The organism is Streptomyces sp. NPDC006335 (genome assembly GCF_040612795.1).
Classification (GTDB): domain Bacteria; phylum Actinomycetota; class Actinomycetes; order Streptomycetales; family Streptomycetaceae; genus Streptomyces.
Genome location: NZ_JBEXQX010000004.1, coordinates 475,160 through 490,444, shown reverse-complemented (window position 1 = coordinate 490,444; position 15,285 = coordinate 475,160). Strand labels below are relative to the sequence as shown.

Below are 15,285 nucleotides of genomic sequence, written 5' to 3'. Positions count from 1 at the left end.
GCTACGACGGCTTTCCCTGGTGGCCGATCCCGGGCCGGTAACACGTGGTCGCCGGTGGTCGCAGCGAGGATGAGGTGCCACCACCCCGCAGTGAGGCCGAGGCGGCGGCGTCGGTGCCGTCACCCCCGGCCGAGCCCCCGCACGAGTTGCTCCTCGTCTCCTGACGCCGGGATGCCGCTCGGCGGCACCTTGTCGTGCCACCATGAGCCCACAGGCCCCCGGTCGGCGTCGTCCTTCTCGCCGAGGAGGCGCTCGCGCGTCGCCAGACCCGGCACGCCACCGCGGAGGCCCCCTCGCCTCGCCGGATCAGGCCGCCGTGTAGCCCAGTTGACGTCGCATGTATGGCGTCATCAGGGTCTTCGCCTTGGCCAGGGTGCTGGTGCGGCTGCCGAGAACCGCCGTCTCGCCGCCCGGCACGGGCAGCATGGTCACCCCGTCGGCGGGGCCGAAGGGCACGATGAGCGGGGTGCGGTGGATGGGCCGGTAGAAGCGGGGCTCCTTGCGGTGCCGGCCCGAACTGTTCAGGTGGGCGCGGATGTTCCAGGCGGCGAGGTCGGCCTGGGCGAGCGCCGCCGGGGTGATCTTGAGCTCGGTTGCGTCGTTGACGTCGCCGACCGCGAAGACGTCGACTTGGCCCTCGGCCCGCAGCGAGCGGTCGACCTTCACGTGCCCGGAGGGGGTCAGCCAGTCGCCGTGGCCGCCGAGGCGCAGCCAGAGCGTGTTGGGGGTGGTGCCCGTGGCCCAGAAGGAGAGGTCCGCGGTGAGGACTTCCCCCCGGGCGTCGCGGTAGGTACCGAAGTCGTTGCCCGGGGACATGAAGGAGTCGAGCCGTACCTCCACGTCGTGGGCCTCCAGCCAGGCGCGCGCCTTGCGGCCGGCGCGTTCGCTGCCCGTGTCGTCGAGCAGCGCGGGCCCCGCGTGCGCGAGTGTGACCCGGGCGTCCGGCCGGGCCAGCCGGATCTCGGCGCTGAGTTCGACGCCGGAGGGCCCGCCGCCGACGACGAGGACGTGCTCGGCGAAGGCGATCTTCTGCTGGTGCTCGGCGAAGGACTTCATCGCCTCCTCGGTGGTGGTCCCGGCGAAGCGGGCCGGTTCCGGGTAGTCGGCGCCGGTGGCGATCACCACCACGTCGTAGGGCAGCCGTGTGCCGTCGGCCAGCACCACCCGCCGCTCGGCGGTGTCGATGCGCACCACCTTGCCCACGACGACCTGGCCGCGGCGCAGCAGACGGTCGTACGGGATGAAGGGGGTCGCGCTCCACTCCTTGCGGACGCCCGCCCGCAGGGAGGAGATGCGGTGGAAGAACACCTCCTTGCGGTCCACCAGCGTCACCCGGGCCGTCGCGTCCAGCCGTCTCGCCAGCCGGACGCCCGCATAGCCGCCGCCGATCACCACTACGTCGCCGTCACTCACGCCGGTCTCCTGAGCCGTGGGGGGAGAAAGTGCCATGGCGGCCGCGCCGCTCCCCCGAGCACTCGGATGACGGCGAGCGTAACGCTTGAAACATAAAGTCTCAGTGGTGTCTTGTGAGCTTTCCGTGAAGCTGTCGGGCGTCGCGGGTGCGACGTGCCCTTCGGTGACGGTGAGGTGGAGCGGGTGTCAGCCGAGCTCGTAGTCGAGCCGGATGCGGTGGGTGCCGTCGGCGTCGACCGTGAGGCCCCCGGTGCCGGAGATCCCCGCCAGGTCCCCGGTGCCGCTGGAGGGGACGATCGTGAAGAACTCCGCGGTGCGGTCGCTGCCGGAGGTCGTCGCCGAGTGCGCGAAGTTGAAGGCGCCGGACCGGCCGTGCACCGAGCCCTCGAAGGACTCCATGGCCACATAGGTGCCGACGCCGGACTCCTGGTCGTACGCGGCGGTGAACAAGGTCGCCGAACGGCCGGCGATCTCGCCCTCGAAGTGCTTCTCCATCGTCGCGACCCCGACCGGGAGCCCGGTGGCCACGGCGGGCTCGGGCGTCAGCTCGGTCGGGACGAACGCTTTCACGCTGAATGTTCCGTCGGTTCTCATGCACCGACGGTACCGACCGGGTCTGACAGTGCCCTGCCGCCCGTGTCCGCCTACTCCGGCGGGGTCGGCGTGTCGTGGGTGCGGTACATCGCCTGGACGTCGAGTTCCAGCTGGACCGTGGGGCCGACGACCGCGATGCCCCGGGCCAGCATCGACCGCCAGTTGAGCGTGTAGTCCTCGCGGTGCAGTTCCGCCGTCGCGAGGGCCGCGCAGCGCAGTTCCTCGCCGTAGCCGCCGTTGACCATGCCGAGGTAGTTGGTGTCGAGGGCGACCGAGCGGCTCACGCCGTGCATGGTCAGGGTGCCCTGGAGGGTCCACTTGCTGCCGCCTCGGTAGGCGAAGCGGCTGCTGACGAAGTCGATGTGGGGGAACCGCTTCACGTCGAGGAAGTCGCCGGAGCGCAGGTGGTTGTCACGGGTGGTGTTGCCGGTGGTGATGCTGGAGGCGTCGATGCGGACCTGGACGCGGGACTGGGACATGTCCTGCGCGACCTGGATGCCGCCCTCGAAGCGCTCGAAGCGGCCGTGGACGTGGGCCATGCCGACGTGCTTGGCGATGAACCGGATCGCGGTGTGCGGCGGGTCGAACAACCAGACGCCGGGGGTGGGCAGTTGGAGTGCCTGGGCCGGCTGGAGCCAGACCCGCTCGGCGGGCGCGGCGCCGTACGGCCCGACCTCGACCGTCTCGCGGTGCGGCTGGAGCCCTTCGGCCGCGGCCATCAGGCTGTAGCGGCCGGGCGGCAGTACGGCGACGAAGTAGCCGTAGGGGTCGGTCGTCCCGCGGGCGGCGACCCGGTGCGTGTCCAGGGCGGTGACGGTGACGTCCGCGCCCGGCATGGGCGAGCCCATCGGGTCGACGATCTCACGGGCCACGGCGCCCGCGCCTTCGGGGAGGGGGACGGAGAGGCCCGCCGCCTCGGCAAGGGCAGCCTTGGACCGCCGGCGCCTGAGGAGTGCGAGGGCCATGATGTTCACCTTTCTTAGGGGACTTGCTGTTGTGCTGAGGCACTCATGGTCGACGGCCCTGATGGGCCGCCTCGAGTACCGCCCGCACGCCGTCCGCCGTCACAGGACGCGGGTTGGCGTACGGCTGTCCCGCCACCTGTACGGCCGCCTCCGCCAGGTCGGCCTCCTTGAGGCCGAGTTCGGCGAGGGAGCGCGGGGCGCCCAGGCGTCCGGCCAGGTCCCACAGGGCGCTTGGCGGGTCGTCGGCGTCGAGTGCCCGGCGCAGTGCGGTCAACGCATCGGGAACGGCGGGGGCGTTGTACGCGAGCGCGTACGGCAGGACGATCGTGTGCGTCTCGGCGTGCGGCAGTCCGAAGGTACCGCCCAGGACGTGGCAGAGCTTGTGGTGCAGGCCCATCGTGGTCGCCCCGAGACACGTCCCGCACAGCCACGCGCCGTACAGCGCCCGGCCGCGCGCGTCCAGGTCGCCGGGGTTCGCGGCGAGCGACGGCAGTGCCTGGGCCATCGCCCGTACGCCCTCCTGCGCCATCAGCGCGATCAGCGGTGAGGTGTCCGGGGCGTAGAGCGCCTCGACCGCGTGCGCGAGGGCGTTGACGCCGCTGGTCACGGTGAGCGGCACCGGCAGGGAGAGGGTCAGTTCGGGGTCGTAGACCACACTGCGGGGCTGGACCCTCGGGTCGCGGCCGGTGCGCTTGGCGCCGCCCTCGGTCAGGCCCCAGACGGGCGTCATCTCGGAGCCCGAGTAGGTCGACGGCACGGCGATCAGCGGCAGTCCGGTGCGCAGGGCGATCGCTTTGCCGAGGCCGATGGAGGAGCCGCCGCCGACCGCGACGACACCGTCGGCCCCGGCCGCGCGCGCCACCGCCACGGCCCGGTCGGCGTCCTCGACGGGCACGTGCATGCGGGCCTCGGCGTGCAGTCCCGCGCACGAGTCGCCGAGCGCGTCCGCGACCGTCCGCGCGACGGACTCGCCCCTGCTGCCGCACACCACCAACACCCGCCGCAGACCGAGCGTTTCGACCTCGCCGGGGGTGGCGGTGACGGCGGCACCGGGCCGGAAGACGACCCGGCCGGGACGGCTCTCGTAGGTGAAGTCGCCCGTGAACGTCATGCGTCGGGCTCCAGCACGAGGTCGAAGCGGGCGTGCCGGAAGGGGTTCGGGATGCCGAACTCCGTGGCCAGGGAGGGGTCGTCGGTCCTCGCGAAGTCCTGCACCAGACTCCGCTTGACGGCGAAGACGGCGTCGGAGTCGAGGTAGTCGCTGCCCGCGACGAAGATGTGGGTGGTGACGGGGGTGTGGCCCTCGGCGGCGGCGATGAAGTGGATGTGCGCGGGCCGGTAGGGGTGCCGCCCGGTCGCGCGGAGCAGGTCCCCGACCGGGCCGTCGGTGGGGATCGGGTACGGCGCCGGGACACAGGTGCGGAACCAGAAGCGGCCCTCGGCGTCGGCGGTGAACAGTCCGCGTCCGTTGCCCGCGGGCTGTACGTCGGGCTGCTGGACGTCGTAGAAGCCCTGGTCGTCGGCCTGCCAGACATCGAGGACGGCGCCGGGCAGCGGGGTGCCGTCAGCGGAGAGGACCCGGCCGCTGACCACGCACGGCTCGGCGCCGCCCACCAGGTCGATGTCGTCGCCCAGCTCCCGGACGGGCGACTCGGTCATGTGGAACGGCCCGAGCACGGTGGACTCGGTGGCGCCCTGCACGCGGTCGCCGTTGATGGTCTCGACGAGCATGGAGAGGCCGAGGACGTCCGACAGGAGGATGAACTCCTGCCGGGTGTCCGTGCACGTCTGCCCGGTAGCCGTCAGGAAGGCGATCGCCTGCTCCCACTCCTGCTGGGTGAGCCGGGTCTCGCGCACGAAGTCGTGCAGGTGGCCGATGAGCCCGGCGAGCAGCTCGCGCAGGCGGGGGTCGGCCGTCCCCCGGAGACTGGCGACGGCCTCCTCGGTGACACCGGCCCCGATCGCGTCCGTGGTCATCCCGGCTCCTCCTCGTCGACGTGCGGGTTCTTCCATGGTCGCGCGTCTCAGGCGTGTCCGAGGATCCGGCGCAGCGCGTCCGACAGAAGAGCCTCGGCGTCCGGAGCGGCGGTCGCGTGCCGAAAGGCCACGAACCCGTCGGGTCGGACGAGCAGGGCGCCACCGTCGGAGATCTCGCTGAGCCGCGCCCAGTCGCCGTACGGGTCCTCGTACTCCTGTCCCGGCCCGACGACCACGGTGGCGATGTCCACGTCCTGGGCCTCGGCCGCCCGCAGCCAGCCCTCGCCGCCGATGCCGGTGAGGAGGGTGAAGCGGCCCTTGCCGACCGTGTCCAGGGTGGACACCGTGCGGGTGCCGGAAATGAGCCAGGCGTGCGGGATGCGGGCGCCGGGGCGGGAGGTGGGCTGGTGGTGGAGTTCGGGGTCGCGGGCGAAGGTCTCCGCGGGGGTGCCGTCGGGGACGACGGCGTCCGAGGCGTAGCGCTGGTTGAGGTCGACGCCGTGCGCGTTGAACTCGTACACCTTGAAGGCGATGGCCTCGCGCAGCCCGGCCCGCTGTTTCTCGGCGGCCTCGGTCGCGTCCTTGCGGGCGGCGATGTTGGCCCAGAGCTGTTCGGGGGTCTGCGGGGAGAGGCCGTCGAGGGCCTCGAAGATCGGGGCGGTCTCGCCGATCGACTGGTTGGCGCGGGTGACGACCTGCTTGCCGATGGGGGCGCGTTCGGCGCTGTAGGTGTCGAGGAGCTTCGGGGAGGCGGTGCCGTCGAGGACGAGCTTCAGCTTCCAGGCGAGGTTGTAGGAGTCCTGGATGGAGGTGTTGGAGCCGAGTCCGTTGGACGGCGGGTGGCGGTGGGTGGCATCCCCGGCGCAGAAGACGCGGCCGTGGGAGTAGTTCTCGGCGTACATCTCGTTGACGGTCCAGGCCGAGGACGACTTGATCGTCACGGGGATCTCGACGTCGCCGACCAGCTGGCGTACGACCGACTCCGCGTACTCGGTGGTCAGGTCGGGGGCGCCCGCGGTGACGTCGTACCCCCACACGATCAGCCACTCGTGCCACGGCCGCACGCAGCGCACCAGGCCCGCGCCGATGCCGCCGACGGTGGCGCCCGGGGCGAGGACCCAGTAGAGCGTGGAGGGCCGGTGGGCGGTGTACTTCGCCAAGTCCGCCTCGAAGACGATGTTGATGCTGCCGGCCACGCCCATCTGGCCGCTCATCGGGAGCCCGGCGTCCTCGGCGACCCTCGACCGGCCGCCGTCCGCGCCGACGAGGTACTTCGCGCGGATCTCGTACGTGTCCCCGCGCAGCCGGTCCCGGACGGTCGCGGTCACGCCGTCGGCGTCCTGGGTGTGGGAGAGGTACTCGGTCTCGAAGCGCAGGCTGGTGCCGCGGGCGACGGCCGCGTCGACGAGGACCGGCTCCATGAGGTGCTGCGGCATGTCGCACATGCGGGTGGGACTGGCGAGTTCGTGGGCGGCCTGGACGAGCGGGTCGTTGCCCCACGAGCGCACCCGGCCCAGTTCCTCGCCGGCCAGGCTGGTGCAGAAGGTGGTGTTGCCCATGAGGTGCTGCGGGGTCGCCCTCGCGACGACCTCCTGCTCGACGCCGAGGTCGCGCAGCACCTCCATCGTCCGCTGGTTGGTGATGTGCGCGCGGGGAGTGTCGGCGAGGCTCGCGTAGCGGGTGACGACGATGTTGGGCACGCCGTACGTGCTCAGCGCGAGCGCGGCGGAGGCTCCGGCCGGGCCGCTGCCCACGATCAGGACGTCGGTCTCGACGGTGGTGGACACGGGGCGCTCCTGGTCGGGGCTCACGGACGGCGGACAGTCTTGATCATGGCGGGGTGAGGTGGGGTGCGGGTGTCTCAATACGAGACAGGTGCGCGGGGGGCGGGTGCCTGTGCGGGGTCGTCGCCGGGCCGGGCGCCGGGTTCCCCACACCAGGCAATCCCTCGACCCCCCAACGGCCGCCACCCGCCGCACAGGGTGGTCGTTGCCTGTTCAACTGAACCCGCTACGGTGGGTACGTCGTGACCACCACAGAGCCCTCCCCCGCAGTCCACGCCCTCCCCCCGCTGCGAGTGGCGCGTGAGCGCTTCCTGGCCGGGCGTCCGGTGCCCGACGGTGTGCCGGAGGAGGTCCTCGCGGCGTGGCGGCGGGCCCGGTTCTTCGGCGTGCCGCACGACTTGAAGGAGCCGGCCGCCGATCCACCCCGACCGACCGAGTCCGCGCTGCTCGGCGCCGCCCGTCCGGTGCTCGAACGGATCGCCCCCGCCCTGGACGCCCATCACTCGGTCCTCCTCCTCACCGACGCCCGGCTGCGCGTGCTGTGGACGCACGGGAACGCGGCCGGGCTCACCCCCTGCCCGGGACTGTCGGAGCAGGAGGTCGGTCACAACAGCGCCGCCCTCGCCCTGCGCGGTCGGCGCCGTGCCGAGGTGCACGGGCCCGAGCACTTCCTCGACGTGTGGCAGGAGGTGTCGGCGGTCAGCGTCCCGGTCCTCGCGCCGAAGAGCGGACAGGCGCTCGGCACGCTCACCGTCGCCTCCCACCTGCGCGGCGGGCGCCCGCCGCACCCGCAGGCGGCGCTCGCCGAGGCCGCCGCCGCCGCGGTCGAGGCGGAACTGCTGGCCCGGGCGGGACGGCCCGAGCAGGTCCTCCTGGACGCCTACTTGCGTGCCGCGCGAGGCGAGGACCGCGCGGTGGCCGCGCTGGACGGCCGCAACCGTCTGATCAGCGCGGCGGCGGAGCGGCTGGCCACTCCGGAGGTGCTTCGGGTTCTCGAGCGGACGGCGATGGCGGCTCGGCACACGCACGCGCCGCCGGTCGCCGAGCTTCCCGAGGGAGCCGGGTGCGGCGCCCGGATCGACCTGGTGCGTCACGCGGGCGCGGTCGTGGGGATCGTGGCCGTCCTGGAGCCGCGGGCCCAGGGCACGCCGAGGCGCCGCCCGCGCCCGCTGCCCTGTCTGGCCGGCTCGTCCCTGCCGTGGCGTCACGCCGTCGCGCGCGCCGCCGAGCTGGTCCGCTCCCCCGAGCCCGTGCTGCTGACGGGGGAAAGGGGGACGGGGAAGACCGCGCTGGCCCGGGAGCTGCTGGGACCAGGCGAACTCCAGGTCGTCGACGCGGCCGAAGACGGCGCGCTCGAAGGGGACTTGGCGGCACGGGCCGCGGGCAGTCCCCTGGTCCTCCGGCACGCCGAGCGGTTGACACAGCCCGCCGTGGCCATGCTCAACTCCCTCATCGACACACGTCCGGACACCCGCCTGCTGCTCACCCACACCCCCGGAACACCGCCCGGTCCCTGCCTCCAGCGGCTCCTCGACAAGCTGGCCGCCCGCACGGTCGTACTGCCTCCGTTGCGCGAACGCATCGAGGACATCAGGGAGTTGCTGTCGGCCCTCGCACCGCGCCCCGCCCCGGGAAGTCCTCCGCTGACCTGGACCCTGGACGCCCTGCGGGCCCTCGAACGGCATCCGTGGCCCGGGAACGTCACCGAACTCGCCCATGTGGTCCAGGCCTTGGCGGAACACCGGCGGGCCTCGGGACCGGTCCGCCGGGCCGAACTGCCGGACGCCGTGCGGGAGGGCCCCGCCGTCCGCCCGCTCAGCCCGATGGAGCACGCCGAACGCGCCACGATCCTGGAGACCCTGCACCGCCACGGCGGCAACAAGTCCCGTGCGGCGGCGGCACTCGGCATCGGGCGGGCGACGCTGTACCGCAAACTGCGGGAGTACGAGGCCTGAGGCGCGGGACCGGCACCCGGGCGACCGTCGAGCCCGAGCCGTTCCCGCTCACGGCCGCAGTCCGCGGGGCACCCTCAGGACGGTTCCCGCGGCGGCGGCCCACTCGTGCCCCGAACGACGAGCTTGGGGTCCAACACGGCCTCGCGCGGCTCCAGTTGCGGATTCTCCAGTCGCTCCACGGCGAACCGGACCGCGTGCTCGGCCATCAGCACCGCGTCCTGGCGCACGGTGGTGAGGCCGATCGGCATGAGGTGGGAGAGGTGGCTGTCGTCGTAGCCGACCACCGACATGTCCCGCGGCACCTCGACGCCGGCCCGGGTCAACGGCATCAACAGGCCCATCGCACACCGGTCGTTGCCCGCGAGCACCGCGGTCGGCAGCGGGAGCCCGCGGTCCCGTTCGGCCAGGAGCAGCCTGCCGGCCTCGATACCGGACTGCTCGGTGTGCTCCCCGGGGATCACCCGGATCTCCGACTCGAGGCCGTGCCGGCGCATCGCGGCCCGGTAGGAGCGGCGCCGCTCGGCGGAGCCGGGACCCCGGCCTCCGTCGATGTGCACGATCCTGCGGTGCCCGAGTTCGACCAGGTGGTCCATGGCCTGCCGGACGCCCTTGCTCTCGGCGCTGTGCACGAAGTCCACGCGGGCCCGCGGGACCCGTCGGCTGACCGACACGGTGACGGCACGCTGCCCCAGGTCGTCGAGATAGCCGGCGTCCGCGTCGGGGCCGAGCAGGATCAGCGCCTCGCAACGGTGCCCGAGGAGTGCCTCGACCGCCTTGGCCTCGCTGCGCCCCTGGACCGCCGCCGAGAGCAGGACGTCGTACCCGAGCCGCTCGGCCTCGGGGTAGATGCCCTCGATCAGGTCGGTCTGGAAGGTCTGGTGCACGGTGAACATCACGCCGAGGGTGCGGCTGCGGCCACGAGCCAGCAACCGGGCCGCGCTGTCCGGGCGGTAGCCGATCTCGTCGGCGACCCGTAGCACCCGCTCACGTGTCTCCTGGCTCGCGCCGGGCTGGTTGCGGAACACGATCGAGACCAGCGCGCGGGACACGCCCGCCTTGTCGGCCACGTCGGCCATGGTCGGCCGCTGCCTGCCCGCAGCATCCACGTGTGAACCCACCTTTCGACGGAGCCCACCCTAGGGCAGCCTCGAAATCTCCCGGCGACAAGCTATTGACATGACATTTGGACAGGGGTCATCGTACTCGCACTAGAGCGCGCTAGTAGAGCGCGACAGCGAGGGGGATGCAGCGATGCCGTTCGAGGTGCTGACCATGGGCCGCGCGAGAGTGGACGCCAGGTACGGGCACCTGGCCGCGGTGATCACCAAGACGGGCCGGAACCCTGAGATCTTCCCGCCGGACGAGCCCCCTGGACACCCTGGCGGAGGAACTGGACCCGGACGCGGCGCAGGAGGCCTCGGTCCGCCCGGGCGACCGGCCCGGCACCGACATGGGCCCCTCGTCACCGAGGCCGCCCGGAAACGCGTCGAGAACGCCGTCGGAACCGCTCAGGCGCAGGGCGCAGGGCGCAAAGCCGAACTCGGGGCGCGCTTCTCCCAGTCACCACCCGTTAGGAAACGACCATGACTGTACGTGTAGGGGTGATCGGCGCCGGCTGGATCGGCCACGAGCACATCCGCCGCCTCACCCACACCGTCACCGGCGCCCGGGTCACCGCGGTCACCGACATCGACACCGCCCGCGCCGAGGAGGCGGCGGCGCCGGTCGGCGCCCGGGTGTCCGCGGACGGTGCCGAGCTCATCGCCTCGGACGACGTGGACGCGGTGCTCGTGACGTCCTGGGGTCCCACCCACGCCGAGCACGTGCTGACCGCGATAGCGGCCGGGAAGCCGGTGTTCTGCGAGAAACCCCTGGCCACCACCGCCGAGGACTGCCTGAGGATCGTCGAGGCGGAGACCGCCCACGGCCGCAGGCTGGTCCAGGTCGGTTTCATGCGCCGCTACGACGCCGGCTACCGGCAGATGAAGCAGGTCATCGACGCGGGCCGGATCGGTGAGCCGCTGATCGTGCACTGCGCCCACCGCAACCCGACCGTCCCTCAGTCGTACACCTCCGCCATGGCGGCCCTGGACACGGCCGTGCACGAGGTGGACGTGCTGCGCTGGCTCCTCGACGACGAGATCGTCTCCACCCAGGTGCTCACCCCGCGCGCCACGAGCAAGCGATTCGCCCACCTCAGGGACCCGCAGATCATGCTCTTCGAGACCGCGAAGGGGGTCCGCATCGACCTGGAGGTCTTCGTCAACTGCCAGTACGGCTACGACATCCAGTGCGAGGCGGTCGGCGAGGAGGGCCTCGTACGGCTGCCCGACCCGGCCGCCGTGGGGGTCCGGACCGCCGCCCGGCACAGCACCGAGGTGCTCACGGACTGGGTGGGGCGCTTCCGGGACGCCTTCGACACGGAGTTCCGTGAGTGGGTCGCGGGCGTCGCCACCGGCGAGGAGCCCACCGGCCCGTCCGCCTGGGACGGCTACGCCGCCACCGTCATCACCGCGGCGACCGTCGAGGCCCTGGAGTCGGGCCGTGTCGTCGCCATCGACCTCAAGCCCCGTCCCGCCTGCTACGGAGGTGCCGCGTGAAGATCGCCCTCGACCCGTACATGTTCCGCGCCCTGCCCATCGACGACATGGTGCGCACGGCGGCCGAACTCGGCTACGAGTACATCGAGTTGTCGCCGCGCGACGACTTCATGCCGTTCTTCCTGCACCCGCGGGCGGACGACGATCGGATCGCGGAGCTGAAGAACGCCCTGCGCCGGCACGGCGTTCAACTGTCCTCCGTGCTGCCGCTGTACAAGTGGTCCTCACCCGACGAGACCGAGCGGCGGGCCGCCGTCCGCTACTGGAAGCGGATGATCGAGATCACCGCGGACCTTGAATGCCCGCTGATGAACAGCGAGTTCAACGGCCGTCCCGAGCGCGCCGCCGAGAGCGAGGCCGCGTTCTGGCGCTCGCTGGAGGAGCTGCTCCCGCTGTTCGAGCGCGAAGGCATCGCCCTGAACCTGGAGGCGCACCCCGACGACTTCTGCGAGGAGAACACCCCGGCCGTCGACCTGGTCCGCGCGATCGACAAGCCGTGGGTCAACTACCTCTACTGCGCCCCGCACTCCTTCCACCTGTCCGGGGCGGACCCGAAGGCCGACATAGCGGCGATGATGCGCTACGCCGGTGACAGGCTCCAGCACGTGCACATCGCTGACTCCTTCAACCACAAGGGGTCCAGCGGGCTGCGCTACATCCTCAACCCGCCCGGCACCACGGCCCGCATCCACCAGCACCTGGACATCGGGCAGGGCGAGGTCGACTGGGACGCCTTCTTCGGCACCCTGCGCGAGCTGGGCTTCGACGGCGTGGCCACGGCCTGTGTCTTCGCCTGGGAGGAGAGGGCACGCGAGTCCTCGGCGTTCATGCTGGACCGGATCACCAAGGAACTCGGCGGGTAGTCCCGCGGGCGGTGCGCGGCGCCGAGCCGGTACAGGTACCGGCGGGGCGGCGCGCCGGGCCGGAGCGGGCCTGCATACCGTAGAGGCAGATCACCATCTGCCCGGGAGCACTCATGACCGGTAGCCGCCGCAGGAGACCCGGCGACACCTTCGACACCATCGAGCCTCCGGGCGACGCCCAGCTCGTCGCCGCGGTGGTGGGCGTGACGGCCCTGGTCGAGTTCCTCGGCGCGCTGTCGGGCTCCGAGGTGTGGCTCCTGGGGCTCCTGGTGTTCCTGCCGGGTGCCGCCTCGGCGCTGGGCACGGTCCGGCAGACGTCGTTCGTCGCCGTGTGGACCACCCTCGTCGTCACCGCCAGCGTGCTGCTGCGGGACCGCCAGGCCGGCCACTGGTTCGACCGGCTCCTGCTGGTCCTGTTCACCGTGGCCCTGGCGGCGACCTCCGTCTACGGATGCCACCGGCGGATCAGACGCGAGGACGCGATGCTGCGGCTGCGGTCCACCGCCGCGGCCATGCAGCGGCACATCCTGCATCCCCTGCCCCTGATGACCGCCGACGTCCTGGTCAACGGCGTGTACGAGCCGCTCCAGGAGGAACGGCTCGTCGGCGGGGACATCTACGACGTCGTCGACTCGCCCTTCGGGACCCGGGTGCTGATCGGGGACGTGCAGGGCAAGGGGCTCGCCGCCGTGGGCTCCGCGTTCGCCGTCATCGGCGCCTTCCGGGAGGCGGCCCACCGCGAGCCGACGCTCACCGCGCTCGTGGACGCCCTGGACGCCGCCGTCGTGCGGCACAACTCCTACGCCGCGTACACCGGTGACGACGAGCGCTTCGTCACCGCGCTCATCGTCTGCGTCGACGCGGACACCGAGGTGCAGGCCGTCAACTGCGGGCACGTCCTGCCGCATGTGCTGCACGACGGGACGGTCAGCACGGTCGAACTCGAACCCGGTGTCCCGCTGGGCCTGGCCGAGCTCGCCCACGAGCCGACGACAGTGGGCTGGTTCGACTTCCCCGAGGGCGCGACGCTGCTGCTGAGCACCGACGGCCTGACGGAGACCCGGTCCACCGACGGTACCTTCTACCCGGTCGACGAGCGCCTGACGAAGTACGTCGGCCTCTCCCCCACCGAGCTGCCGCAGGCCTTGCACGACGACGCCCGCGCGTTCGCCGGAGACGGCGGCCCGCACGACGACGTGGCCGTCCTGACGGTCCGCCGCTCCCTGCGCCCGTGAGACCGCTCAGGCGTCCGCGAGCTCCCCGAGCAGCGTCCAGGTGCGGCGCCGGTCCTCGTCACTTCCCAGGTCCGTCGCGGTGAACACCACCTCCGTGGCCCCGGCCTCGCGGTACCGGCGCACCTCGGCGGCGACGGTCTCCTCGTCCCCGATGACGGCGACGTCGGCGGCCCGGGTGGCGCCGGAGAGGCCGAGGACGCGCTGGTAGGAGGGGAACTGCTCGTAGAACGCGAGCGTCTCGGTCGCCTTCTGCCGCGCGGCCGCCACGTCGGCGGTGACCACACCCGGTACGAAGGCGACGATCCGGGGTGCCGGGCGGTCGGCGGACTCGGCGGCGGCGGTGCCGGCCGGGACGATGTGCTCGGCGAGGGCGCGCGGGCCCGCGAGCAGCGGCAGGATGCCGTCGGCGAGCTCACCGGAGACGCGCAGGGCCTGGGGTGCCATGGCCGCGACCAGGATCGGCACCGGCGGTTCCGCACCCGGCACCGTGGCCGCCAGGGGGGTGGTGGCGGTCAGCAGCTCGCCGTGGAAGTCGGCCCCGCCGGTCTCCACGAGCGGGCGCAGGGTGCAGACCGCGAGGCCGAGGTGGTAGCGGCCCCCGGTGGCTGCCTGCGCCGTGAGGGCCTGACCGGCCACGAGCAGGGGGTGGCGGCCGAAGACGGGGATCGCGGCAGTGCCGACCTCAAGTCCGGGCACCTCGCGGCCGACGAGGGCGGCCGACGAGGGCGGGCCGGCGGGGGAGAGTCGTACCCGAAGGTCTGCCCGAACCACACGGAGCGCAGTCCGGCGTCGTGGGCCTCCTGCTGAGCAACTGCCATGCCCGGTAAGGGGATTCCCGTCCTCGTACGACAGGTTCGTGACGGCTGTGTGTCACGGGCCGGGGCGTGGTGGGTACGGCGGGAGCCAGCCGAGGGGGTGCGGGTGTGCCGGGTGCGCACGCCGTCGCCGTCCCGGAGGCGGCCGTAGCATCGCCTCCATGGACAAGCTTCCGCCGCTGACCGACGGTTCCCTCGACGAGGAGGCGGACGCGTTCCAGCACCTGCGTCCGCGGCTGTTCGGGATCGCGTACCGGATCCTGGGCAGTGTGTCCGAGGCCGAGGACGTGGTGCAGGACGTGTGGCTGCGGTGGCAGGGCGCCGACCGTGGCGAGGTGCTGAATGCGGGGGCGTTCCTGGCGAAGATCACCACTCGGCTGGCGATCAACGTGGCCCAGTCGGCCCGGGTGCGCCGGGAGGCGTACATCGGGCCCTGGCTGCCGGAGCCCGTGGACACCGGTGTGGATCCGCAGGTCGGCGCGGAGCGCGGCGAGGCGCTGGAGCTGGCCGTGCTGCTGGTTTTGGAGAAGCTGAACCCCGTGGAGCGGGCGGCCTATGTGCTGCGGGAGGCGTTCGACTACCCGTACGACGAGATCGCGGGCATCGTCGGGCTGACCCAGGCCAATGTGCGGCAGATCGTCAGCCGGGCCCGCAAGCGGCTGTCCGCGGAGCGCCGTGATCCCGTCGACACGGCCGAGCACCGGCGGCTGCTCGACGCCTTCGTCGCGGCGGCACGGCACGGTGACGTGGCGACTCTGGAGAAGGTGCTGTCGGCCGACGTGGTCGCCTACGCGGACGGCAACGGACTGCGGGGCGTGGCACGGCTGGAGGTGGTGGGCGCGGAGCGGGTGGCCAGGATCAGTGCCTTCGTCCGCAAGCTCATCCCGGGGGCCGAGTTCGCCTTCGCCGAGGCCAACGGTCTGCCCTCGCTGCTCATCCGCAGGGACGGGGAGACCGTCGGCCTGGTCAGCGCCACGGTCGGGGCGGACGGCATCGACGGGCTCTACTGGGTGCTGGCACCGGAGAAACTCCGGGCGTACGAGCGCTCGTCGCACCGGCCGGTGCCCCGGGAGCCCTAGCGGCC

General features: G+C 72.5%; 13 protein-coding genes and 1 pseudogene. 5 read left to right on the top strand and 9 right to left on the bottom strand.

Going from position 1 to position 15,285, the window contains the following annotated elements; all coding sequences use genetic code 11:
* Nucleotides 1–119 precede the first annotated feature (119 nt).
* The 7 genes from ABZ098_RS16035 to ABZ098_RS16005 all read right to left on the bottom strand — a co-directional run bounded on the left by ABZ098_RS16035 (nucleotide 120) and on the right by ABZ098_RS16005 (nucleotide 6,736).
* Complete coding sequence (locus ABZ098_RS16035; protein ID WP_356591318.1) at nucleotides 120–275, bottom strand: hypothetical protein; 156 nt, start codon at nucleotides 273–275, stop codon at nucleotides 120–122.
* Nucleotides 276–306: 31 nt separating this feature from the next.
* Entirely contained in the window at nucleotides 307–1,413 is a 1,107-nt protein-coding gene (locus tag ABZ098_RS16030; protein WP_356591316.1) for an FAD-dependent oxidoreductase, read from the bottom strand.
* A gap of 186 nt (nucleotides 1,414–1,599) precedes the next feature.
* Complete coding sequence (locus tag ABZ098_RS16025; protein WP_356591314.1) at nucleotides 1,600–2,007, bottom strand: DUF3224 domain-containing protein; 408 nt, start codon at nucleotides 2,005–2,007, stop codon at nucleotides 1,600–1,602.
* Between the two features lie 50 nt (nucleotides 2,008–2,057).
* Nucleotides 2,058–2,972 (bottom strand): YceI family protein, encoded by a 915-nt coding sequence (locus ABZ098_RS16020; RefSeq protein ID WP_356591312.1) that lies wholly within the window; start codon nucleotides 2,970–2,972, stop codon nucleotides 2,058–2,060.
* 43 nt (nucleotides 2,973–3,015) lie between these two features.
* A complete protein-coding gene (locus tag ABZ098_RS16015; RefSeq protein WP_356591310.1) occupies nucleotides 3,016–4,083 on the bottom strand; it encodes a maleylacetate reductase in 1,068 nt (355 codons plus the stop codon).
* The gene (locus ABZ098_RS16010; RefSeq protein WP_356591308.1) at nucleotides 4,080–4,949 is read right to left on the bottom strand and encodes an intradiol ring-cleavage dioxygenase; all 870 of its coding nucleotides are present in this window, start codon (nucleotides 4,947–4,949) and stop codon (nucleotides 4,080–4,082) included. The genes ABZ098_RS16015 and ABZ098_RS16010 overlap by 4 nt, the downstream gene beginning before the upstream one ends.
* Nucleotides 4,950–4,996: 47 nt before the next feature.
* Complete coding sequence (locus ABZ098_RS16005; protein ID WP_356591306.1) at nucleotides 4,997–6,736, bottom strand: FAD-dependent monooxygenase; 1,740 nt, start codon at nucleotides 6,734–6,736, stop codon at nucleotides 4,997–4,999.
* 239 nt (nucleotides 6,737–6,975) lie between these two features.
* Between ABZ098_RS16005 and ABZ098_RS16000 the strand changes: the two genes are divergently transcribed.
* Nucleotides 6,976–8,688 (top strand): helix-turn-helix domain-containing protein, encoded by a 1,713-nt coding sequence (locus ABZ098_RS16000; protein WP_356591304.1) that lies wholly within the window; start codon nucleotides 6,976–6,978, stop codon nucleotides 8,686–8,688.
* Between the two features lie 74 nt (nucleotides 8,689–8,762).
* Here ABZ098_RS16000 and ABZ098_RS15995 read toward each other — a convergent pair whose 3' ends face one another.
* Complete coding sequence (locus ABZ098_RS15995; protein ID WP_356591452.1) at nucleotides 8,763–9,764, bottom strand: LacI family DNA-binding transcriptional regulator; 1,002 nt, start codon at nucleotides 9,762–9,764, stop codon at nucleotides 8,763–8,765.
* A gap of 507 nt (nucleotides 9,765–10,271) precedes the next feature.
* Here ABZ098_RS15995 and ABZ098_RS15990 point away from each other — a divergent pair.
* From ABZ098_RS15990 to ABZ098_RS15980, 3 genes are all read left to right on the top strand, one after another.
* A complete protein-coding gene (locus ABZ098_RS15990) occupies nucleotides 10,272–11,288 on the top strand; it encodes a Gfo/Idh/MocA family oxidoreductase (protein WP_356591302.1) in 1,017 nt (338 codons plus the stop codon).
* Nucleotides 11,285–12,151, top strand: a complete 867-nt coding sequence (locus ABZ098_RS15985; protein WP_356591300.1) for a sugar phosphate isomerase/epimerase — start codon at nucleotides 11,285–11,287, stop codon at nucleotides 12,149–12,151. The genes ABZ098_RS15990 and ABZ098_RS15985 overlap by 4 nt, the downstream gene beginning before the upstream one ends.
* A 113-nt stretch (nucleotides 12,152–12,264) precedes the next feature.
* Nucleotides 12,265–13,386 (top strand): PP2C family protein-serine/threonine phosphatase, encoded by a 1,122-nt coding sequence (locus tag ABZ098_RS15980; protein ID WP_356591298.1) that lies wholly within the window; start codon nucleotides 12,265–12,267, stop codon nucleotides 13,384–13,386.
* 6 nt (nucleotides 13,387–13,392) lie between these two features.
* Here ABZ098_RS15980 and ABZ098_RS15975 read toward each other — a convergent pair.
* A pseudogene (locus tag ABZ098_RS15975) lies at nucleotides 13,393–14,204 on the bottom strand (LLM class flavin-dependent oxidoreductase).
* 158 nt (nucleotides 14,205–14,362) lie between these two features.
* Between ABZ098_RS15975 and ABZ098_RS15970 the strand changes: the two are divergent.
* Nucleotides 14,363–15,280, top strand: a complete 918-nt coding sequence (locus ABZ098_RS15970) for an RNA polymerase sigma-70 factor (RefSeq protein WP_356591296.1) — start codon at nucleotides 14,363–14,365, stop codon at nucleotides 15,278–15,280.
* The last annotated feature ends 5 nt before the right edge of the window (nucleotides 15,281–15,285 follow it).